Annotated in this window: 17 protein-coding genes and 1 pseudogene; 10 read left to right on the top strand and 8 right to left on the bottom strand. The window is 47.9% G+C overall.

All coding sequences use genetic code 11. The annotated features are described in order from the left end of the window. The first annotated feature begins 2 nt into the window (after nt 1-2). From dptG to ENTMO_RS0103500, 4 genes are read left to right on the top strand one after another with little or no spacing between them, the layout of a single operon-like run. On the top strand, nt 3-1328 hold the full coding sequence (gene dptG, locus ENTMO_RS0103515) for a DNA phosphorothioation-dependent restriction protein DptG (protein WP_010427313.1): 1326 nt from the start codon (nt 3-5) through the stop codon (nt 1326-1328). After that, nucleotides 1309-6387: a DNA phosphorothioation-dependent restriction protein DptH gene (gene dptH, locus ENTMO_RS0103510; RefSeq protein WP_010427312.1), complete on the top strand. Its 5079-nt coding sequence runs from the start codon at nt 1309-1311 to the stop codon at nt 6385-6387. The genes dptG and dptH overlap by 20 nt, the downstream gene beginning before the upstream one ends. 15 nt (nt 6388-6402) lie before the next feature. Beyond that, nucleotides 6403-6897 (top strand): hypothetical protein, encoded by a 495-nt coding sequence (locus ENTMO_RS0103505; protein WP_157133702.1) that lies wholly within the window; start codon nt 6403-6405, stop codon nt 6895-6897. Continuing rightward, the gene (locus tag ENTMO_RS0103500; RefSeq protein WP_029484947.1) at nt 6890-8104 is read left to right on the top strand and encodes a DNA phosphorothioation-associated DGQHR protein 1; all 1215 of its coding nucleotides are present in this window, start codon (nt 6890-6892) and stop codon (nt 8102-8104) included. The genes ENTMO_RS0103505 and ENTMO_RS0103500 overlap by 8 nt, the downstream gene beginning before the upstream one ends. Nucleotides 8105-8242: 138 nt before the next feature. Here ENTMO_RS0103500 and dndE read toward each other — a convergent pair whose 3' ends face one another. From dndE to dndB, 4 genes are read right to left on the bottom strand one after another with little or no spacing between them, the layout of a single operon-like run. Next, a complete protein-coding gene (dndE, locus tag ENTMO_RS0103495; protein WP_010427306.1) occupies nt 8243-8599 on the bottom strand; it encodes a DNA sulfur modification protein DndE in 357 nt (118 codons plus the stop codon). Next, nucleotides 8599-10608, bottom strand: coding sequence for a DNA sulfur modification protein DndD (dndD, locus tag ENTMO_RS0103490; RefSeq protein ID WP_029484946.1), 2010 nt, complete (start codon nt 10606-10608; stop codon nt 8599-8601). The genes dndE and dndD overlap by 1 nt, the downstream gene beginning before the upstream one ends. Continuing rightward, a complete protein-coding gene (gene dndC, locus ENTMO_RS0103485; protein WP_010427302.1) occupies nt 10598-12232 on the bottom strand; it encodes a DNA phosphorothioation system sulfurtransferase DndC in 1635 nt (544 codons plus the stop codon). Before dndC ends, dndD begins: the two co-directional genes overlap by 11 nt. After that, complete coding sequence (gene dndB, locus ENTMO_RS0103480) at nt 12229-13314, bottom strand: DNA sulfur modification protein DndB (protein WP_029484945.1); 1086 nt, start codon at nt 13312-13314, stop codon at nt 12229-12231. Before dndB ends, dndC begins: the two co-directional genes overlap by 4 nt. A 555-nt stretch (nt 13315-13869) precedes the next feature. Here dndB and ENTMO_RS0103475 point away from each other — a divergent pair. Next, the gene (locus tag ENTMO_RS0103475; protein WP_024908750.1) at nt 13870-14178 is read left to right on the top strand and encodes a helix-turn-helix domain-containing protein; all 309 of its coding nucleotides are present in this window, start codon (nt 13870-13872) and stop codon (nt 14176-14178) included. A gap of 166 nt (nt 14179-14344) precedes the next feature. On the opposite strand, the pseudogene ENTMO_RS26885 reads toward ENTMO_RS0103475, so the two are convergent. Further along, nucleotides 14345-14673, bottom strand: a pseudogene (locus ENTMO_RS26885) (transposase); the annotation flags it as partial. A 302-nt stretch (nt 14674-14975) separates the two neighbouring features. On the opposite strand from ENTMO_RS26885, the gene ENTMO_RS24940 reads away from it, so the two are divergent. The 4 genes from ENTMO_RS24940 (at nt 14976) to ENTMO_RS25655 (ending at nt 17388) form a co-directional block, all read left to right on the top strand. Further along, the gene (locus tag ENTMO_RS24940; RefSeq protein ID WP_010427296.1) at nt 14976-15491 is read left to right on the top strand and encodes a DUF2778 domain-containing protein; all 516 of its coding nucleotides are present in this window, start codon (nt 14976-14978) and stop codon (nt 15489-15491) included. Next, nucleotides 15472-15990: a hypothetical protein gene (locus tag ENTMO_RS0103465; RefSeq protein ID WP_010427293.1), complete on the top strand. Its 519-nt coding sequence runs from the start codon at nt 15472-15474 to the stop codon at nt 15988-15990. The genes ENTMO_RS24940 and ENTMO_RS0103465 overlap by 20 nt, the downstream gene beginning before the upstream one ends. 1 nt (nt 15991) lies before the next feature. Next, the gene (locus ENTMO_RS0103460) at nt 15992-16477 is read left to right on the top strand and encodes an Hcp family type VI secretion system effector (RefSeq protein ID WP_008501360.1); all 486 of its coding nucleotides are present in this window, start codon (nt 15992-15994) and stop codon (nt 16475-16477) included. A gap of 443 nt (nt 16478-16920) precedes the next feature. Beyond that, entirely contained in the window at nt 16921-17388 is a 468-nt protein-coding gene (locus ENTMO_RS25655) for a SymE family type I addiction module toxin (protein ID WP_010427288.1), read from the top strand. Between the two features lie 58 nt (nt 17389-17446). Here the strand turns inward: ENTMO_RS25655 and ENTMO_RS0103445 are convergent, their stop codons facing one another. Together ENTMO_RS0103445 and trpS are read right to left on the bottom strand one after the other, a co-directional pair. Continuing rightward, nucleotides 17447-17818, bottom strand: coding sequence for a hypothetical protein (locus ENTMO_RS0103445; protein WP_010427286.1), 372 nt, complete (start codon nt 17816-17818; stop codon nt 17447-17449). Nucleotides 17819-18405: 587 nt separating this feature from the next. Further along, nucleotides 18406-19407, bottom strand: coding sequence for a tryptophan--tRNA ligase (gene trpS / locus ENTMO_RS0103440; protein ID WP_010427283.1), 1002 nt, complete (start codon nt 19405-19407; stop codon nt 18406-18408). A 199-nt stretch (nt 19408-19606) separates the two neighbouring features. Between trpS and fosA the strand changes: the two genes are divergently transcribed. Next, nucleotides 19607-20032 (top strand): FosA/FosA2 family fosfomycin resistance glutathione transferase, encoded by a 426-nt coding sequence (fosA, locus tag ENTMO_RS0103435; protein WP_010427281.1) that lies wholly within the window; start codon nt 19607-19609, stop codon nt 20030-20032. Here fosA and ENTMO_RS0103430 read toward each other — a convergent pair. Beyond that, nucleotides 20018-21025, bottom strand: coding sequence for a LacI family DNA-binding transcriptional regulator (locus ENTMO_RS0103430; protein WP_010427279.1), 1008 nt, complete (start codon nt 21023-21025; stop codon nt 20018-20020). The genes fosA and ENTMO_RS0103430 overlap by 15 nt on opposite strands. Between the last annotated feature and the right edge of the window lie 13 nt (nt 21026-21038).

The following is a 21038-nucleotide window of genomic DNA, read 5'->3' as shown; positions in this document are numbered from 1 at the left end:
GAATGTACCCTATCGCAAACGAGTTAAAAGTGGGTAACAATCAACTGGATAGTTACCTGCCTGTGCGCAATAAAAATAACGATATTAGCTGGCAATTCGTCACCGGTCTGGTCCTTAGCTACGCCCTGAAACGCAAAATCGAAGCTTACGATCCCGAACAATTCCGTGAAGATTGTAAAATACATCTCCAGGAATTGCTTGATGAGCCTGCATTCTGGTCCGTGCTGGAACGGATGTATTTTTCCAGTCAGGATATTTTCCGTGTCTCCCCACTTTTTTTACTGTTCCACGCCCAGTTTAATGGTGAAAAAATAAGTGCGGGTTCAACGGCAGATAAACGACTTGGTACGCTGTTTGCCCATTTGATGGGAGATTTCAGCCTTCGTTATCCCATACAGGACAGACTGAACTTCATCGAGCAGCAAATGCTGAATAAGCTCAATGAAAAAATAAAGCTGTTGGGGAAAGGACCGTTTGCTGAAGAGCAACCGTATCTTCCGTATATGGTAACGTGTTTTCAGTCCGATCTGGCGTTTTTGGCGGAGCACCCACAATACCTTTTACAGGAATTGACCAACACCCTACGTTTGTACGCCTTTAGCTGGTGCGCTCAACTGGCGCTCAACCTGGACAACTGGCAGGACGGCGAACCACAAAGCAAATCACTTTTTTTTATTCTTGATAGCGAAAAAGCCAGCTCCGAACGTGAAAAGGTGAAACGTTATGGCTATAAGCTGTTCGCCAGCCAGAGCGAAAAACTGTTTCCGATACTTTCCGCGCTGGAGGTGTTGCAGGTAAAAGGAGAGAAAAAACGCCCTCTCTGGCAGGTATATCAGGATTGTTTGAATTATTCAGGTCACCCAAATCAGGTGTTAGATGAGATTAATGATTACATACAGAAATTTATTAGTAAGGAAGAACGAGATCTTCCTGCTCGTGACCGCGCAACAAACCTGGAAAGTGCTTTCAAACAGCTATTATCCGTTGCCATAGAGCAATTCCAGGATAAAAAAACTAACCGCGCGGATATAAATAAGAACTACATTAAGGAGCTGGAAAGCCAGATTTGCACTGACTTCATTCAGGTCCGTGGTCGGGCAGGGAAAGTGCTGGTGCTGAATCAGGATCGTCTTCTGTTACTGACTAATCTCACTGTGGGCATAAATGACAAACTCCGCTTGCATGAACTGCTGCGTGGTTTTGAACAGCGCGGTTTTTATTTGGACAACCAGTCGGCGCAAACGCTGGTGGCGTTTTATGAACGCATGGGAAATGTAGAGCGAATGAGTGATAGTGGAGACGCCGTATATGTCCGTAAAACAGTATGAAACCTATCTGGCAGAAACCTTTATTGAATGGGTAGGTGGCATCATTCAGCCCGGGGAGCGCTACCAGTTCAAATCTCCCGATCCCGATAATGCCCTAAAACTCTGGGAAGCATTCGTCTCTCTGGCGGACGGCAATCAGTTGGAAATTGCGCCAGGGCAATATATTGATTGCCTCCCCTGCAATGGTGTTCAGCTTATTCCTGTACTGCACGGAGCCGAGGCCCCAGCATTCACAGAAAACTACATTTCTCATTTGCGCGATGAAGTTGCAGGGCGCAGCTGCATTTTTGCCCAAACAGCGCTGTTGATTATTCACAACAGTATGCTCGATACCCTGATTAACAGCACAAAAGACGTAGCTGCACCGGATGCTATTTGGTACCCACAAACTTTCAGTCATCAACTGGAAAAGCTTATTACCACTGGTAGTAACCGTTCGGAATTGTCCCGTTGTTTGCTGGAGGATCAACTGGCGACGGTACTGGATGAAGGGGCGACCGTATTTGGTTTCTCTTCGCTGTATCGCTTGCTGGATGATGGCAATCTGGATTTCTCCGAGCTTCATCTGTTTAAAGATGATGAACTACTGAACTATAGCCAGAAGCAGCTACGCACCCGACTGAATGAAAACCGGAAATTATATCGCCAGATAGAAGATAGTGTTGAACGCTACAGTGGACAGCTGGAGAATGTGCTGCCTGAATTTAGTTCAAAATTCATTCAGGAGCATTTTTACGATAAAGATGACTGGCGTGAGCTCGATTTCTCCGACTACAGGAAGGAGAAAGAACAGAATAGTGAACAAAAACTGGTGCTAGAGAACGTCTCCGTCGAAAACGGCGAGGTTTGGCAACGGGCGAAAAGCGCCAGTAAGGCAGGCAAACGAGACATCAGCCTGCTGGTGCAGGTGCAGCCAGGGCAATCAAAGGCTGAGCTGGAGTTCAGTTTTCAGGGTAATGATCTTCAGGATAACCAGATAAAGATTGCCCATAATCGGCAGTTAAAGAATGCACCTTTCTGGCGCACTAGCCGAGCGGGAGGCAAGACTTCCCGCATTATGGCATCGGTGCCTTTTGGCGGGCATCCTTGCTTCTTTAGTCTCGAGCTGACCAACCGCAATAATTCAGCTGAAGAGTATAAATTTCGCCTGTTGTTGGTCGAGCAGGGACAATTCTGGCTTAACGATATCCAGCACTGTTACCGCATTGAGCCAGGTAAAGACCAAATAACCCTGCAACTGGAAGATAACACTCTGCGTATTGCCGAGTCTGGCAACTTGATCTGTACGTTGGATGACGAGAGTGAAGATATCGACTGCCAGCATTATGCTCATGTGAATTTTGAGACGCTGGCAAATAAAAGTGACCTGGTTCAGTTTGCGCTCGTTTCCGGTGATTCCCGTCTGTCGTTTAATATCGAGGGGCCGGGAGCAGAAGAAGGGCTAACGTTGCCGTTGCTTTTTGACCAAAGTCGTTTCAATAAATTGTTCAAAGAAGAGGGCAATGCAACCTGGAACCGTCTAAAAGGGCGCATCATACTCGATAATACTGAACACAAGGTCGTCGGTGTACGCCAGCAGTTGCTGATACTGGAAGCCTCATTAATTGAACAACGTCTGCTGGGTAAGGGAAGTGACGATAGTGAGTTTGCGCTGGATGAACTTCTTACTAGTTACCCCGATCTCCATAACGCCTATGAGCAGTTATTTGCCTACTATCATCGTCGTAACACCCTACCGAGTCTGGTGTCGTGGTCAGCGGAATATCGCACACTGGTCAGCTACATTGTTACTACGTTTGAACGGTCACTCCAGCAAATTGGCCTGAGCAGAGCGCTGACGGCGCACGAGAAACGTCTGCTGCATCTGGGGATTTGCCGCAATGATAGTCATGAGCGTCTCTCACCACTGCACCCATTAGTGCTGGCCTACCATCTACAACTGGCAGAAACAATCGTTGCGGAGTCGGAACAGAACGATTCGGCTTCATTTGCCGCACTACCGCCGATCACTCTTGATCGCTTGATGGTTTCCGGGTTAATGCCGTTTGTTTACCACAGTGAGCATGAATATGCGCAACTACAGCCGGTGGAGGAAAACCGCTTCTGGATTGATGCGGTTCCTCAGCGGCAGGTCAGCCATGACTACGTTAAACGTTTGGTAAAAGACAAACTCAATGAGTTCACAGACGCTTATGCCCGGTTGTTCCAGAGCGCTGAAAACAGTGCGTTGATTATCAATGCCATTAATCAAGGGAACGCCAAAGAACTGTTTCTGGGATTAGTAGAATATTTTAAGCAAGAAAAAGAGCATGCTATTTCGGTTCATGTGAACTGCTACGATGAACGTTTGCTGCCCAATATGTTCGATCACTTTGCAGAAAGTGGCAGCTATGAGCAGCTTAAAAACGATCTCGATCTGAACAGCGGCGTATGGCGGGCGGGAGCTGATATGCTGATTGACCTGCTGCGTAGCAGGTTAACGTTCAGCAAGTTTGTCCTGCCGTCAGAAAGCGACAAGCTGTCCTATGCACATCTGGCATTTTTCACCAATACAGCACCTGTGGATTGCCGCCAGATCCGCATTGAAGATGCGTCTAGCGGGGTATTGTGTCATGGGTTGATCGCTGGGGAAGGAGCCGAAACGCAGGGGGATGCTTACTTTACCGCGTTTGGACTGCGTGATGTGGATACTGAGTCCTACAGCGCCCTGCGTCTTGCCCGACTAATCGGCTGCCTGTGGCAACCCGCACGTCAAAGCAACAGCCAGTATCATGGACAAGGGATCGGACTGGCCGTGAGTGGCAATTTTAAACAGCTACTCAATTACTCATACAATAGCGCGCTCTGGACCACCATCATTGATCCTAAAGTCACCCTCGACTTTTTTACCAGTCAGAAAGATGTGGTGCTTATCCACTATTCTGACCAGTACACCAGTTGCGCGGGCTACGATGCCGTCACTGTCACGAAGCAGGTTGATTTGTTCCTGCGGTTGCTCCAGACCGGAAGCCAGTCAGGGCAACCTGCTGTTGATAGTCAGCATCTATTGGCTGAATTTAATGCCTTTAACGGTGAATGGCTGCTGAAAATGCTACGTTCCAGTGAAAGAGAGCGTAAAGAGAAGCATGGCATTATAGGTGCGTACAAATTTGTGCAATCTATGTTGCATCAGTCCGATATTTGCTGGATTCCGTTATCAGTAGCCGAAATGATCCGCGTGTCCGGCAATGTCGGGCTGAAAATGAAAGAGAGTGATTTATCAAGAAATTTACAGGGTTATCGTAAAGGTGCGATCTCTGATGATGTGCTCTTTGTGGGATGCAAAGAAGACCGCCTCTATCTGTTGCCTCTGGAAGTTAAAACCGGGGCGCGACCTGACTACAGCTATGCGGGTCAACAGGCTCGTGAGCTGAAACGTTATTTACAGCAGGATATTCTGGAACCACAAACGCTGGCATCACAGCTGTATCGGGCGCTCTTTATACGTCAGGTGTTGATGCAGGTGGAGAAACTACGTCTGTACGGGGTGCTGGACAGCAACAAACTGTCTCCCTTGCTGGATCGACGCGAATGGTGGTTAACGGGCGACTATCAGTTAGGTGAGTTGACCGACTATGCGGACGGCTTCGTCGTGGCGCATGTGGATAGCGCAACCTGCTTCGATCTCTCCTATAAAGAGACAGCGGATAATATCTTACAGATTGAAATCCCTTATTCACTGCTGCCTTCGCTAATTTCTGCGCAGGGGAATGAACCACCGCTGGCAGAACGTTATCGGGTGCCGGAAAAATATCGTCTTAAGCCAGAGAGTGATGCCACTCCGTCACAATCCAAAGTCGTGGTAGAAGTCACAACGCCGGCTACTGCATGGCCCATTTCGGAACCGGAGTCGTTACAGCCTACTGTACCGGTGGCGACTTCTGATATTAGCGATGCGCCATTACAGATCCTGTTTGGTCATGATGCTGCGCGTCAGAGCCCGTTACATTGGGAGCCAACCAACACCGCGAAGTTTATGAATACCAATACCGGCATTATTGGAACGATGGGCACCGGTAAAACCCAGTTTACTAAATCGCTGGTCACACAGTTGATGCGTAATCAGTCTTGTAACGTTGATGGCAAACCTATTGGTTTGCTGATCTTCGACTACAAATCAGACTATGTGGATGAGGCTTTTCTTGGTGCAACGGGTGCCAAAAAGTACAAGTTATTTAAACTGCCTTACAACCCCTTATCACTGTTTGGCGATACGCCAATGCTACCAATCCATACTGCAGGTGGACTATCGGAAACGATGGCGAAAGCTTATGGGCTGGGACATAAGCAGCAGCTCAAATTAGAAAATCTAATTTTAGAATGCTACGAAGCGGCAGGTATTTCGCCGGAAGATCCGACAACATGGTCAAGAACTGCGCCGACGATTGAAGATGTATGGCAGCGCTTCCTCGATCAGGAGAAGGTTGAAGAAGATTCGCTTTACGCAGCACTTTCTAAACTGGCGCGTTACAAGATATTCGAGACTATCCCGGAGAAGATGACCAGCTTGTACGAATTGATTGACGGCGTCACCGTGATCGAACTGGCTGGTTACCCGCCAGAAGTACAAAACCTGGTAGTCGCACTTACGCTGGATCTGTTTTACGCTCAGATGCAAAAGCGCGGTAAACCGGTGGTGCGGGGGGATTATCGTCAGCTCACCAAAATGATTCTGGTGGACGAAGCCGATAACTTTATGCGTCAGGATTTTTCCAGCCTGCGTAAGATCCTTAAAGAAGGCCGTGAGTATGGTGTTGGTGCGATCCTGTCAACGCAGGAGATCACTCACTTTAAGACCGGAGAAAATAATTATGCCTCCTATATTTTAACGTGGGTAATCCACCGTGTTTCTGAAATTAGAAATGCGGATATCAAGGCGGTATTTAACGTTGATGATAAAGGTGAGCAGGAGTCTTTGATGGGTCAGATTCGACAGCTTGAGAAGCATTTTAGTTTGTATGTGGATGGGGACAAGAACGTTAAAAAAATGCGAGATAAAGCATTTTGGGAATTGGTCTAAATTATGGGAGGGGATTTGGATACTCAAAATAAAGTAACTGTTGCAAGTGAGTCTTATTGCTATAATTTCAAAGCTAGAGCCAAGCGTGCCGTCAAGAAATTTGAATTTTGGAGAGAATTATTTCTCTACTTTTTTATCGGCAGCATGGGCCTTTGGGTCCCTTATGCTCTTGAATTATCTGATAATGCTCTTCTTTTTGACCCAATAAACGCATTGACTTTCGGAATAGCAACCTTATGCGTCATTTTAGAGGCTAGGATTTTTATGTCTGACTCTGATGATAGAAAAATGCCAGAAATTACTAAGCTAATTGTCTTAGGCCTTACAATAGTATTGGTCTTGACGTATATTAAGGGAGTGAAAAGTCATGGTGGAAACATATTTTTATTCCTAAATTGGGTGAATATCTCCTTAGGGGCTACGATAATTTTATGGTTCATTCATCATGTCAATTCGTCGAGATATGATTCTGAAAGTACAAATGGGATGTTAGGGGGTGACTTTGAGTAACCAAATTAGATTGCCAGCAATTAAAATTGAGCAGCCCATTGGTATTTTTTATGCCGTTTCTATAAGCTCGGAAGTTTTATCAAAGGTTTCATTTAGTTCAAGAGCACAATATAGTGTAAAAAATGGGTCAGATGGTTTATTTTCTTTTATGAAAGGAAACCAAAGAGAGTTAGATGAGAAAAGAAGTAGATTAATTGGTAAGTATATTGATAGCGTAGAGTCTACTTTTCCAAATTCAATCATATTAGGTGCAAATTTTGACCAGAATGGTAACTTAATAGAGGATCCCAATATTCGTTGGCGAGTCGAGGAAGAAAATGGACATTATACTCTAGTGATGCCATCTGATGAGTTAAAAATAGCTACCATCATTGATGGTCAACATCGATTATCTGGCTTTGAGTTTTCAGAAAGAAAGAGTATGGATTTATTATGCTCGGTATTCATAGATTTACCGGCGCCATATCAAGCATATATATTTGCAACAATTAATATAAATCAAAAGAAAGTTGACAAAAGTTTAGCATATGATCTTTTTGGTTTTCGAGTGGATGATGAACCGAAGGAACTTTGGTCTCCTGAGAAGTTAGCGGTATTTATTACTCGGAAGTTAAATAAGTTTTCGAAACCTTTAGAGAATAAAATACGTCTAGGCGCACCCAGCGATATTGATACAGAAAGTACAGGTAGACCGTTGGTATCACTGTCAACAATTGTCGATGGTATAATGAAGTTAATTACAGGGAATCCAAAACTTGATCGAGATGAGCTATTAAATTATAAAAATAAAGATGGGCGAAAGGCCTTGGTAAGTAATGGTACAACTAGACCTCTCAGACCATTTTATATTTCATCACAAGATGAGTTTATTGAAAATGTGATTTTTATGTTTTTTGATATTATGGATTCTGCAGTATGGACTAAACAGAGTAAAAATAGCTATCTATTAAAGACAGTAGGTTTCCAGGCCCAGTTTGATTTTTTAAGAGAGTACTTATCTGTTACTAATGATTTTGAATTAAAAGAATTAAAAAATAGAGTCTCATCTATATTGGATGTTGATTTCTCTGATGTGTTTTTTACCGCGTCGGGAATAGGTGCGACAAGAATTAAAAATATTATTCTTATTAAAACTGGATTTAAATCAATTGAGGTTTTTTCCGAGCATAAAGATTTTGAAGATTATAAAAAGGTATTAATGATGTAATATGCCAAAATATTTGATTTAATAATGCATAATTATTGTGATAATCTCCATATAAACGGAGATTATCACTGTAATTTGTATGTTTAATAGTAGGGCTTACGCTTTCCTTGAGGTTGCTTCCTTTTCAGCACTTTAAGGTTACAGTAGATTCATTGTAAACTGATTTAAGTTCCGATAGTTCCTTAATGCCGCAACTCCGTCCTCGACATGCGCCGCCCACGCCTTAATCATCGCTTTGTGTTCTAGTTGAGGATAAAGCATCTTCAACACCAGTTCTGTAGCTTGCAGCGTTTCCCCCAGCCACGTAATTTTATCCAATACCAGCGAACCATCCAGCTTCTTACTATCGCGCTCAGGCGAATAGCGAAACTCACTCTCCACCGAGCGGAAAAATGCCAGTCGAGCCGCGACATTGGGTGTAATTCCCGTATATCCCTTTAGCTTTTTAAGCTGGTCTTCAGTCTGACGACTAAGCATCATTCGATTCGGGAGCATCAGATCGCCTCCTTAGTTAATTCCCAGAAATAGCCAGGTTTCAGTGCAGATGATTTGGTATGCGCATTAAATACAATCTCATAAGCATGAGAAATATCATCACGCAGTCGATCGACGAAATAACGCTCGTCCACTTCAGTATCGGTGGATAGCAGAACAACCTGATGGCTGGCCTCTGGGAAATAATGATTAATCAACTTATCCCGGTGCTGAGAATCCAGACGTCCTAATGGAGTATCAATAATCACCGGGAAGTCACGCCCAGAGGTTTTTGCCAGCGCCTCAAGAATAGCGATCGCATAAATCTGCTTTTCACCCGCAGAGAGCAGCTTACGATTAATCACCGAACCCTTTTCATCCACCAGTTCAACATCAAATGTCTGTGGGTTTATATGCGCATTAAGCTGTAAATCCTCTTTACGAGCCAGCTTGTGGTAGGCAATTTCAAAGTTAGTAGATAACTTTTTCACTCGCGCCTGCGTTAACACATCGCTGTAGTAATCGAGCAGGTTAATGGTTTCCTGCGCATTTTTAAACGCACTGCTAAGACCATGTTGGCTACGGGTGATGTCATGTGCTTTCTGTACCTGACGAACACAATCCAGTTGCTGCTGTTTCGTCCGTTTAGCCTCTTCCAGCAACGAGCGATATTTTTGCCGCTGTTTTTCACGCTTATGATCGAGATCGCGTAATGCTGCAAAGAGATCCATTAACTGCTCGTCTTCTGGGGCGCGAGCAATGTTAGCAGCGGCCTGCTCCAGTTGTTGTTCAATATCCGCTAATTGATGGCGGTACATATCAAAACGTTGCCAAGCTTTTGTGCTGTCCTGCTCAATTGATTGCTGGAGCATACCGGCTTCACGTTCAGAAATATCAAACAGCAAATCACCTTTTGGTTTGGCTGCCATATATGCGTCCAAATTATTAGTTATCGCTTCGGTAGCAATGGCTCTGGTACTACTCTCGCTGCTGGAACGGAACGCGATATCATTTTTGAGTTGCGTTAAAAATTGATTTAATTCCGTCTCAAAAATTCTCGCCTGCTTGATCTGTGCTTCATTGGCAATTTTTTCCAGCAACCGCGACAACATATTAGGCGCTAAGGCATAGGGCAACGATCCATCGCATTCCTGTCGTAACGCTTTTTCCAGACGCTCTTTTTCTTTTAACAGCGTTTCAACTTTCTGTTTTTCCTGTGCTTTGGTCTGGGCAAATGCGCCGCCCTGTGCATTTAACAATCCCTCATGGCGAATAATGTCTTGGGATAAAAATTCAATCCGCGAGTTGACGAAATCGGCCTCTTCCAGCAATTTCTCTGCCTGACTGGCGAGCGTTTTAATCTTTGTCTCAAGCGCTTCGACCTGCTGTTGCTGTGAGCCACCCAACTGCGCGGTTTGCTGACGTTTGACAAAAATCATCAGATCATTTTGCAGTCTGGCGATCAGATCCAGTCCCAACAAACGACGCACCGCTGTACGCAGAATATTGCCGGATTCATCTTCCGCCAACTCTGCTATCTTCTCTCCATCAAAAAAGAAAAGATCGGCAACACCGTGAGGAATTAATTCATTCAAAAACCCTTGGCACTGGTCATAACTGAGTTCACTACGCGGTTGTCCATCCTGCTGCAAAGAGAGACGATCTTTCTTTCCTTTCTTCCAGCTACGCGTGACGGTGAATTCAGTCTCATGGCCGTTTTGGTTGTAGGTAAAGGTCAGTTCTACTGCGGCCTCATCAGGACGCTCTGCTGTATACGTCCCGTTGTGCACCAGCGCTCCGAGTTGTTCAACATACTCCTGCTGCTGCATTGCCGAGCCAAACGCTAAACGCCCATACAGTGCCAGTCGAATTGCCGACAAAATAGATGTTTTCCCTGCACCATTTAAACCACCAAATAGAACAATCGGGCGAGGGTTTACTTCATGCGGACGCTTTCTGGGAGCCAGATCGATAGTGTGAGTGCCGCAAAATACGCGAAAATTATGTAATACTAGTTGCTTAATGAGCACGTTCATTTTCCTCATCGATAAGCACAGACGATTCGCCTGCATCGATAATTCTGCGCTGTAAAGTCTGGAGTTCAGCTTCTAGCTTATCCACCTCGTCCTGATGAATATCCCGATCGTTGCGTTTTTGCAGCGTTGCCTGTTGCTGCTGGATCTCTTCCAGGCTACCCCAGTCCTGCTTCAAAATTGTGCCAAGCTTGTCAAAAATACCCTGACGACGACTTAACCCTTCCATCGAGGTTTCCAGCTCAATCAGTTTCATTACCATTTCAGGTACTACGTCAAACCCTTGCGTTATCTGTATCAGCAAATCAGCATCGCTGGCATCAAAGCGCGATTGATCGTCAACCACCCAGTTCAGATCCTGCTGATATACCTCGCGGTAAATACCCGGCAACGTGTCGTGCCAGTCTGGCTCATTAGGATCTTTTAACCACTCCTGGCGGATAGCGTGTAGCTCTGGCTGGGTAATTAACGTAATCGTGTGGCCTTGGGCGTTTAAATCACGCTCAATTTCCAGTAAGTCTTTTAACCACTGCTGGCGGTATTTAAGCCAGTAGGGGCCAGGAACATGCTTGCGCTCTGCACTGCGATCTTCACCGTCTTTAGCGTACTGATAGCTCACCTTACCGGTGCGGCGTTTATAGTTGCGATAGGTATCTTTATTCACAGGATCGGTGGTAAACGCCAGCAGATCACGATATTTCAGCAATGGCGACATCCACTCTTCGCCATTTTTGATCAGACTTTCCATCGCTTTATCTTTGGTTACTACGGTACAGGTCCAGCAGCCAAAGCGAGAGTTGCCACAAGAAGGGGTACTTTCGTCGATCACCAGGGGACACTCACCCTGTGCGGAAGAGTCCATATACAGCGTCCACAGAGGACGGTTATTTCCACCCCACGGGCTTTCCCATTCGTCGATATCCTCAGGAGCATAGCGGAACGCGCCGCGCAGCAGTTTCCAGACGTCTTCTACATCCCAGGTATCAATAGGGGTATAGATAAACGCATTTGCCAGCGTGGTATGCCGGGCCAGGCGCGAGCCATCAATTTTGTGCTTTGCGATGACTTGCGCACGGGAGGCACTCTCGCTACTACGTGAGCCGAGGACAACTATCACTTCATCAAACTGGCTGACTTTATCTTTGATAAAGTCACTTACCGGGTTGATTTTCATGCGTTCTGTACACCAGCGGAAACTACGGGTAGGCGCTGGATAGCCTTTACCAAGCAGATTTACCCAGAATGTCTCGTTGGTTTTTGGGGTTACAGCATGTTGTGTGATCGGTAAGCCGTCGCGCTTAGCGCCAGCTTCAATCTGGAGCATCGTTTTTTTGATGAGATCTACGACAACCGGCGTCTCTACGAGCGTGTCAGAGGAAACAACAAACACATCCTTCGTACGCATTTCCGGCGGAAGACCCATCAACGCCAGATAAACAAGAGTAATGACTGCTGACGAGTCTTTACCGCCACTGTAGCCAATCACCCAAGGGCGTTTATCTGCGCAGTAGACGCGCTGAACTTCAGAGACAAAATCAGCGAGAGTACGCCCAGCAAATTGCTCTTCGTTTATGAAATCTTCATAGTCGGCCAGATCATAGGCCTGAGTTAATGTACTCATGATACAACCATCTGAGCTTCAAGCTCTTGTTCTTCAGGAGAAAGGGGAAGAGACAGCGCAATTTTTAAAGCGTTGCACGTTAGCTGAATGGCGGTGCCGGTTTTGCTCAATTTGCCATGCTGCATTGCGCGCTTAATCATCTCGGGATTGCTTTTACGCCAGTCAAAGGTTTTTAGCTTCGTCAGTTTTTCCTGCCAGTGCTCAGGTTCTTCAACCAGTAGTGAACGGCCCAGAAGACCCAAAGCCTGCAAACCGATACCGTGGGCATGCACATAATCCTGGCGGAGCTGCGCTGGAGATACTTCTTTGCGAGCAGCAAGTTGCCAGTCAGGCATGACTTTGAAAATAGCCTGCCAGTATAACGTAGCGATATGCGTATTGTCCTCAACGCTACCTACTTTAGGGTCTTTACCAAGCAGGGCACGTGTTGCCTGTTTAATGCTGCTTAGCGTGAACAGTTTATTGGAAAGCAAACTGATACTGGATTTCTCAAGTTCAGTAAGACCAATAAAGGGCTCGATAGACATGGCCAGATAGCGTGCAAGGTTTGAGCTTACGTCGCGATGATCATAAAGCGCGGATAGTGATGGGCTGGGACGGATGGCGTATTTATTCAGGTCTGCAAACATCTGCTGACTACGCCTTAAGCCTTCATCAACAAAGAACAATACGGGGATGTTGTCCTGTCCTAATTCAGGACGCTCAGAAAGGGCATCCTCGATAGCCTTACGGCGATGTTGTCCGTCATTGATAAGAATTTGAGCATCCATTGGTACGCGAAGCGTACCAAGATTGTTCGAGTTTTCGAACTCGTCAAACTGTACATCGACCGCAATGGATGCCGTCAATGCAGAGAAAACATAATCTTTTGGGTTTTCGAGCAAATAACGAACCATTTCGGGAATGCGCGATTTGTTCAAAATACGCTGAGCGCGCAGCTCAGGTGGTACGTCTGACTCATCAAAGCTAAAGATCTTAGGGATGATGCGCATAGGGCAAGTGGCAATGTAAAATGGTCGTCCAGCCTGGACACCCCTTACAGCGGGGAAAGAGTAGCAATAGTCTGCATCGAAGTTAGCCATGATCTAGTCCCTGTTTTAAAGACGCTATTACGTTACATTTTACGTAAAAAATTTCTGAGAACGAAATTTTTATGATGTTAAAACACGAATTGTTAAAGATTTACGTATGATTTAACGTAACTCTTTGCTGTGCTTGAATCTTATTGAATGTAAATCTTGAGCCAAAGATTTGGAGTAACAACGTGGCCGTATGAGCTCTGGATTGATACCAATTGTCCTGGCATGGAAGAAGTTTACTTTGTGCCACGCTCTCCCCAGAGGGGTAATCGTTGTGTAGGACCTGACACCTAAGGTGGCGAGCGAAACCTCCTTCCTTTTGAGAGCCGCTAAAACACATGCTTTGTACCAAACCATTCTTCATATCCCCCTTGGGAAAAGATGACTGTACCAGACACTACGTTATTCGTAGCTTCTTTGAAATCAAAAAACTACGTTTTACGTAGTTTTGCGATAGCGCTCGAGAATTTGTGAAATCCTTACGTAAAAATCATTTTAGTGTTTGCACTACGTAAAACGTAGTATCTTCCTTGGGCATTAACTACGATTATCGTAGTTATGAAAACATCTAGTTCCCACAATCAGCTCTTCAGTCGACGCCTCAAAGAGGTGCGCTTAGACATGGCGTTATCGCAAAAAAACTTGGGTATTTTGGCTGGCATAGATGAGTTTGCAGCGAGCGCGCGTATCAACCGCTACGAGAAAGGGGTTCATCAGGCAAGCATTGAAGTCGTCCGGCATCTCGCTAAAGTTCTCGAAGTGCCTGTAGCATACTTCTACACAGAAGATGATGAACTGGCCTCTTTAGTCCGTCTTTGGCCGAAGTTGGACTCGGAGAAGAAAAAAAACATCCTTCAGCAGCTCTAAACAAAAAAGAGTGCTTCGTTGTACTTTCTCTTCTCGAAAGGCCTTCCAGTGATTTAGAACCAAAACCCTGCATTAGTGTCTTGTTTTAATTCGTCTGATTTCATTTCCTGAATGCCCTCGCAAATTTCAAATTTCCCCACACCAAACCGCTGTATTTATATTCAGTGTAAAGCAGGTGAACGCGTTTATGGTTCCAGGTATTGCCCCGCCTGCGCAGCAGCTGAAACAACTTCTAAAACCGTAGCGCGGATAGCGCTCTACCAGCTCAGTCAGTGACTGGATCACTGGTCCATCACCCGGGGGCTGGTAAAAATAAATCCTCGCTGCTCAGCGATAACGTCCTGCAGGCCTAGCGTAACTCTTGGCAAATTGTGCCGTCAGATAGCTGGCTTCAAAGACACAGGCTTCGCGGCAGATATCCTTAACGGCACGTCCGGCTTCGACGGACTTCAGAACGGCAATGATCTGGTGCTCAGTGAATCGGGCTTTACGCAAGGCGAGCTCCTCAGGCGGACATAATCAGTATGCCGGAAGATCTCTAAAAGTGAATGGTTCGTTTTTGCCGGGATACTTACGCTGCCAGCGGTTCGGTCTCGCCCCTTATGGTACATGGTCAACTTGATAAATTCCGCTTCCTGACACACCTCTGATGTTACCGCCTAACGGCCTAACACGTTGTCTTACCACCAACGGGCTATTGTCTGAAAATCAGAGGTCTCCCGGAAGAAAACCTTCTTATGTCCGATTGCGTAGGAGTACGATAAGCCAACAAATCATTATAGATAAAAGGGTTATCTATGGCTCTACATGGAAGGTTCGTAATTAATGATGCGTACTACTCCCCGTTATCGTTTCCTGGTATAGGCACGTTTTTAGCATTCTCTGGTAATGGTGCCTACCGTAACCGTGGGGCATGTGGAATGATCCCCAAAGAGGGGCCTGTACCAGCGGGTAAATACTGGATTGTTGACCGCCCTCAAGGTGGACTCAAGTCACAGCTAAACACAGTGGGAAGAGACATTTATAATCACTTCGCCAATGGTGCAACATTCAAACATTCTGAATGGTTCGCATTATGGCGTGATGATTGGGGGATCGACGATTACACATGGATTGAGAGCGTTCAGCGTGGCAATTTCCGTTTGCATCCAGGCGTACTATCAGAAGGTTGTATCACTCTCCCACATGATTCTGATTTTGCCATGTTGCGTAATGCTCTGTTGAGAAGCCAGAGAATAGATGTTCCTTGCATGAGGAAGCTACAGGCATACGGCACGATTGAGGTGATCTCCAATGGCAAAACATGCCCTTAGTTTATTCATCAAGATAGTGCTGTTCGCTGTTGTTGTGCTGATCGTTGCTGAAATGGTTCCGTATGATGGATTAGTTAATTCTATTACGGGGCTTTTTGATTTCCAGAGCGCCGACAAGTTTACCCGCTTCATTTTGGGTGAACCTGATTTAGAAGTTTGGGAATCGTTAGACGGCTATTTTAGCATCTTAATCAATACTTTAATCAGCGTACCTGTCATGAGTGCCATTACCACGGCGTACAGCGGCGCGACACACAAAGTTAGTCCAGCAGGCATCCCCAGAGAGTGGTTCAGTTCCACATTGCGACGGTTAGCTAAAATCTTCGGGTTTACCTTCCTGTTTTGGGCGTTGTTACGCTTGCTGCCTTATCAGTCTTTATTCCCAGATCAAACGTATTCAAATTTCACAATGGCGGCGATTGTGGGCTTTCAGATGCTCTTAACGATTGTTTGCTACTGGTTCATCACGAAGAAAATCACAACTAAAAGGAGTTTGTAAAATGCCTATTCCGGCTTACATGTGGCTTAAGGACGATGGCGGCGCAGACATTAAAGGAGCTGTAGACGTTCAGGATCGTGAGGGGAGTATAGAGATTGTTGGCTTTAGTCATGGTCTGAACATTCCAGTAGACAGTGCCAATGGGAAGATTACTGGCAAGCGTTCACATTCTCCGATGATGATTGAAAAGGAGTTTGATAGCTCCAGCCCGTATCTATACAAAGCCGTTGCCACCGGTCAAACGTTGAAAAGTGCGGAGATTCGCTGGTATCGCATTAACCATGCAGGACAAGAAGAGTGCTACTTCGTCATGACCATTGAGGGTGTGAAAGTGACGGGCATTAACCCAGGGATGCCAAACGCTAAAATGGCAGGAAACTCGCAGATCAACCACATGGAATCTGTTTCCCTGATGTATGACAAAATCACCTGGCGTTATGTTGATGGTAATGTCCAGTATACGGACGATTGGAACGTAAGAGCGTAACAAATAGAAAGGAGGCATTGAGTGCCTCCTCTTTATTAACGCTTATCCTCTCAAGGGCGCCTGTCCGCAATTCTGTGTAACTGCCATCGTATTAAAGGTGATTGCTCAGTCGGTCACCGAACTTGATAATAAAACGACTCATTGCCAGCCCGCAGATCGGTGAATGGTTGCTCTGAGGTCCATGCGGCCACTCATCTTATATTCTGATAGTCCTCGCTGCGTAATTTCCCTGACCCAACCCTTTTCCTGAATCTCCCTCGCAAATTTCAAATTTATCCCACGCCAAACCGCTGTATTTATATTCAGCTCTGTATAATGAGCACCAGAAATTACGCCGAACGGCAAAGGAAGTATCAAGGAATATTTAAAGAGAGAATTCGCGATATGAAGGTGCTGCAACACCCCCATACCGCTAACCACAACCAACTGTTGAGGAGTTGAAAATGGCTGCGACGAATTTTAAGCCAGAGTTTACTGTTTGCAAAACAGAATCAGACGCTTTCACCGGCATGATTGAAAACCGCGAGCTGGTACGCAAAAACAGCGCCCGCCGTCTTCACGGCAACCAGCCCGATACCGCGCCCGTTCATCCCCGCGCAGAAACGCCGCAGGACAGTGCAGCCTGCTGCGAACTGTATGCACGCATAGACATGAAATATCTTCTCCTGGGCGGCGAGTGGTTAACCCGCGCAGGCTTTATCAACGGTATGCCCGTAAAAATCCGCGCCATGAAAGACTGCATTGTGATTACGCCGCAGCATACAAGAGAATTATGGGGATGCCTGGAAGGCATGAGCGTGGTGAATATCAATAAGCAGAAAGTCGCCCAGTGGCTGAAGACCTTTCCGGGAGCGCTGAATGATACAGGTGATGTTCCGGTGATTAAGCGCGGAAGTGGGCAGGCTGTTTAAACTTAAGACTAACCTGCACGGGCATGTGAGCACATGCCCGCACTACGCTTAAAGCCACTCAATCATGATGTACTTGTTCTTTCACAGTTTTAACCAATACAGCATGGAGTTCGCCAACGGTTAAATCGCGTATCACAGGTTCGGGAATGCCTCGCAATCTGCGAATTAAACGGCGGATACCAAAGTAATCTATGCCCTCGGTGCTAAAAAGAAACTCGTTTTCAGCGAGGGAAAAAGTTTTCTCATAGCCATCTTCTTCAGTGACAAGCGTAACGCCAAACGCTACCTCGCAGTCTTCAATCAGGGCATCGCCCTCCATGCCGCATATTTGAAGGTCGGCTTCGATTAGGGTGTTCTCATCAATGTGCTTGCGATGATGTCCCGAGGACTGACGTACAACCTCAATGACCTGCGAAAGAGTGGGAAGCATTATGTTGGATTCCGTGGGGGAAGAAATGGCGCAGACATTTATGAAGAGACCGAATTAACGCCTGGAACTTATTATTGATGGTCCAAAGAAAATCAAAACAACCCATACAAACATCCCAATGATTTTTAACGGCCAGGGTTCGAACACATCAATACACACCATTGTGCCTATAACTAATAGTGGCCCTCCTACTAATTCCATTATCCCATCGAAAATATTTAACTTATGAGGCAATACACGATTCAGTAAAACGGCCATGAAATGTGCGCATCCTAAAGTAATGATTATAGCTATAGTGCATTCTTTCCAGTTATCAGTGACGCCCACGCATATGAGGCATAACACAATCACAAAAACACAAAGTAACGTATTCAGCATGGAAATAATAAACTTGCTCATAACAGTTGCCGCGACGTTTAAAATATAAAGAGTTTATGAATATCGTGCTCTCAGTAGAATGACAAACAACAATGGCTAATAATGCATTTCAGAATTTATTGCGCCTCGCTGATTTCAGTAATAATCGATCTAGCGGCGTCATGCATATCCCACACACTCCACCGCCCAACCTTAATCAACTCACCTAATCAAAACACCGGCACCCCCAGCCCAACCTTCACCTCCCGCAACGTCGCCTGCGTCACCCCCTGCGCCCGTTCGGTCCCGCGCTTCAGCATCGCCATCAACTCTCCCTTGTCCTGCATGTACATCGCCCTCCGCTCCCGCATCGGCGCAATCAGCTCCTGCAGGCACGCTTCCAGCTCGTTCTTGCACGCCCTGTCACCCAGCCCGCCCGCCTGATAGTGCGCTTTCATCGCCGCAACTTTCTCCTTGTCCGGGTGGAACGCGTCGAGGTAGGTAAACACCACGTTCCCCTCAATCTGCCCCGGGTCGCTTACCTTCAGGTGGTTCGGGTCGGTGTACATGGCGCTGACCGCACGGTGGATCGTCTCTTCGCTGGCCGACAGGTGCAGCATGTTGCCCAGCGATTTCGACATCTTGGCGCTGCCGTCGATGCCGGGCAGGCGGCTGGTGTCGCTCAGCATCGCCTTACAGTGGCGCAGCACCGGGGCGGGCAGCAGGCTGTTCATCTTGTGCACAATCTCGTTGGTCTGCTCAATCATCGGCAGCTGGTCGTCGCCGACGGGCACGCACTCGGCCTTAAACGCGGTGATGTCCGCCGCCTGGCTGATGGGGTAGGCCATAAACCCGACCGGCAGCGAGCGGGCGAAGCCCTTCTGTGCAATCTCGTTTTTCACCGTCGGGTTACGCTCCACGCGGGCGACGGTGACGATGTTCATATACAGCATCGTCAGCTCGGCGAGAGCGGGTAGGGCGGACTGCAGGCAGATCGTGGTCAGGTTCGGGTCGATGCCCGCGGAGAGGTAGTCGGCCAGCACTTCGGGGATGTTGTCGCGGATTTTCTGCGGGTTGCTGCCGTTGTCGGTCAGCCCCTGCAGGTCGGCAATCAGCACAAACTGGTTGTGCGTTTGTTGCAGCGCCACGCGCTGGCGCAGGGATCCGACGAAGTGGCCGAGGTGCAGCGGGCCGGTTGGACGGTCGCCGGTGAGGATGGTTGGTGCGTTCATAAAGACTCCTTAATGTGCAATAGCCGAAAGGGGTCTTAGAAAAGTGAAAGCCGCCTTTCGGCGGCTATCTGAAAATGGGGAAAACTACTCCGTGCCGCCTTTAAGAAGGCAGCCACCAGCGGTTTACGGTGAGCACGGCGTGGTTTATGTTCATCTCTTTACCGTACCACGTCCGGCGCGAAAAACAAAAGGGCACGTCATGCTGCAATCCCTCAACCACCTGACCCTCGCGGTCAGCGACCTGCAAAAAAGCGTCACGTTCTGGCACGAGCTGCTGGGGCTAGCGCTGTACGCCCGCTGGAATACCGGGGCCTATCTCACCTGCGGCGATCTCTGGGTCTGCCTGTCGTACGACGAGGCGCGCCAGTACGTGCCGCCGCAGGAGAGCGACTACACCCACTACGCGTTTACCGTGGCGGAGGAGGATTTTGAACCGTTCTCGCAAAGGCTTGAGCAGGCGGGCGTCACCGTCTGGAAGCAGAACAAAAGCGAGGGGGCGTCGTTCTATTTTCTCGACCCGGACGGGCACAAGCTGGAGCTGCACGTGGGCAGCCTCGCCGCGCGGCTGGCGGCGTGTCGCGAGAAGCCCTACGCGGGCATGGTGTTTACCTCAGACGAGGCTTGAGGCGCGCACTTTCAGCCTGCCCGCCAGCGTCACGTGCGTGGCAGCATCTTCCTGATTGCACAGGTACTCCACCGCCAGCCGTCCCAGCTCGCTGTAGGGTAGCTGGATACTGGTCAGCGGCGGGGTCAACTGCTCGGAGATCTTCTGGTCGTCGTAGCCCGCCAGCAGCATATCCTGCGGGATGCGCACGCCATTCACCGCCAGCGCCTGATAGCAGCCAATCGCCAGCCAGTCGCTGGCGCAGAAGATGGCGTCCGGGCGCTCGGCCAGTTCCAGCAGGGAGGTGGTGGCGGTAAAGGACTCGCTGAATTGCCAGTTGGTCTGGCGCACCAGGCCGTCGTCGCACGCCAGTCCGGCCTGCTGCAGCGCCGCCTGGTAGCCCGCCAGACGCTGGCGCGAGGCCTCCATCCAGCTCTCGCCGGTAATGTGGGCGATGCGCGTCGCCCCGCAGGCGATGAGGTGTTTAGTCACCTGGAAAGCGTTGGCGTAGTCGTCCGGGATAAACGACGGCAGCAGCGGCGAGCCGGGGTCGCGCTGGTTGAGCAGCACCAGCGGGATGCGGGTGCAGTCCTGAAACGCCGTCATGTCCACCAGCGTGGTGACCGGAGACGCGAGAATAATCCCGATGCAGTTGCGCTTCTCCAGCTGGCGGATGATGTTCAGCGCCAGCTCGATGTCGTCGCCGTAGTCGTAGACGGTGAGCAGGGTCTCGTTGCGCCACGCGGCTTCACGCGCCTGGCTGATGGCGTCGATAAACGGGTCGAAGCTCTGCATGGAGCTGACCAGCAGGGCGATCTCTTCCTGGTTGCGCGGAGCGTGAACGGCGGGGAGGCGGTCGTAGCCGAGCTCGGTGGCGACGCCAATCACCCGCTGGCGGGTGTCGTCGCTGAGCTTGATGTTGCGGGACTGGTTGAGCACCAGCGATACCGTCGCCTGCGACACCCCTGCCGCCCGCGCAATATCGTTCATCGTTACCTTCGTTTTTCGCTTCATCCGTCCTCTCCCT

Origin of the sequence: Enterobacter mori LMG 25706 (assembly GCF_000211415.1) — a bacterium.
GTDB lineage: Bacteria > Pseudomonadota > Gammaproteobacteria > Enterobacterales > Enterobacteriaceae > Enterobacter > Enterobacter mori.
Note: the sequence above shows the minus strand (reverse complement) of the source record. Positions and strands in the feature narration are given on the sequence as shown.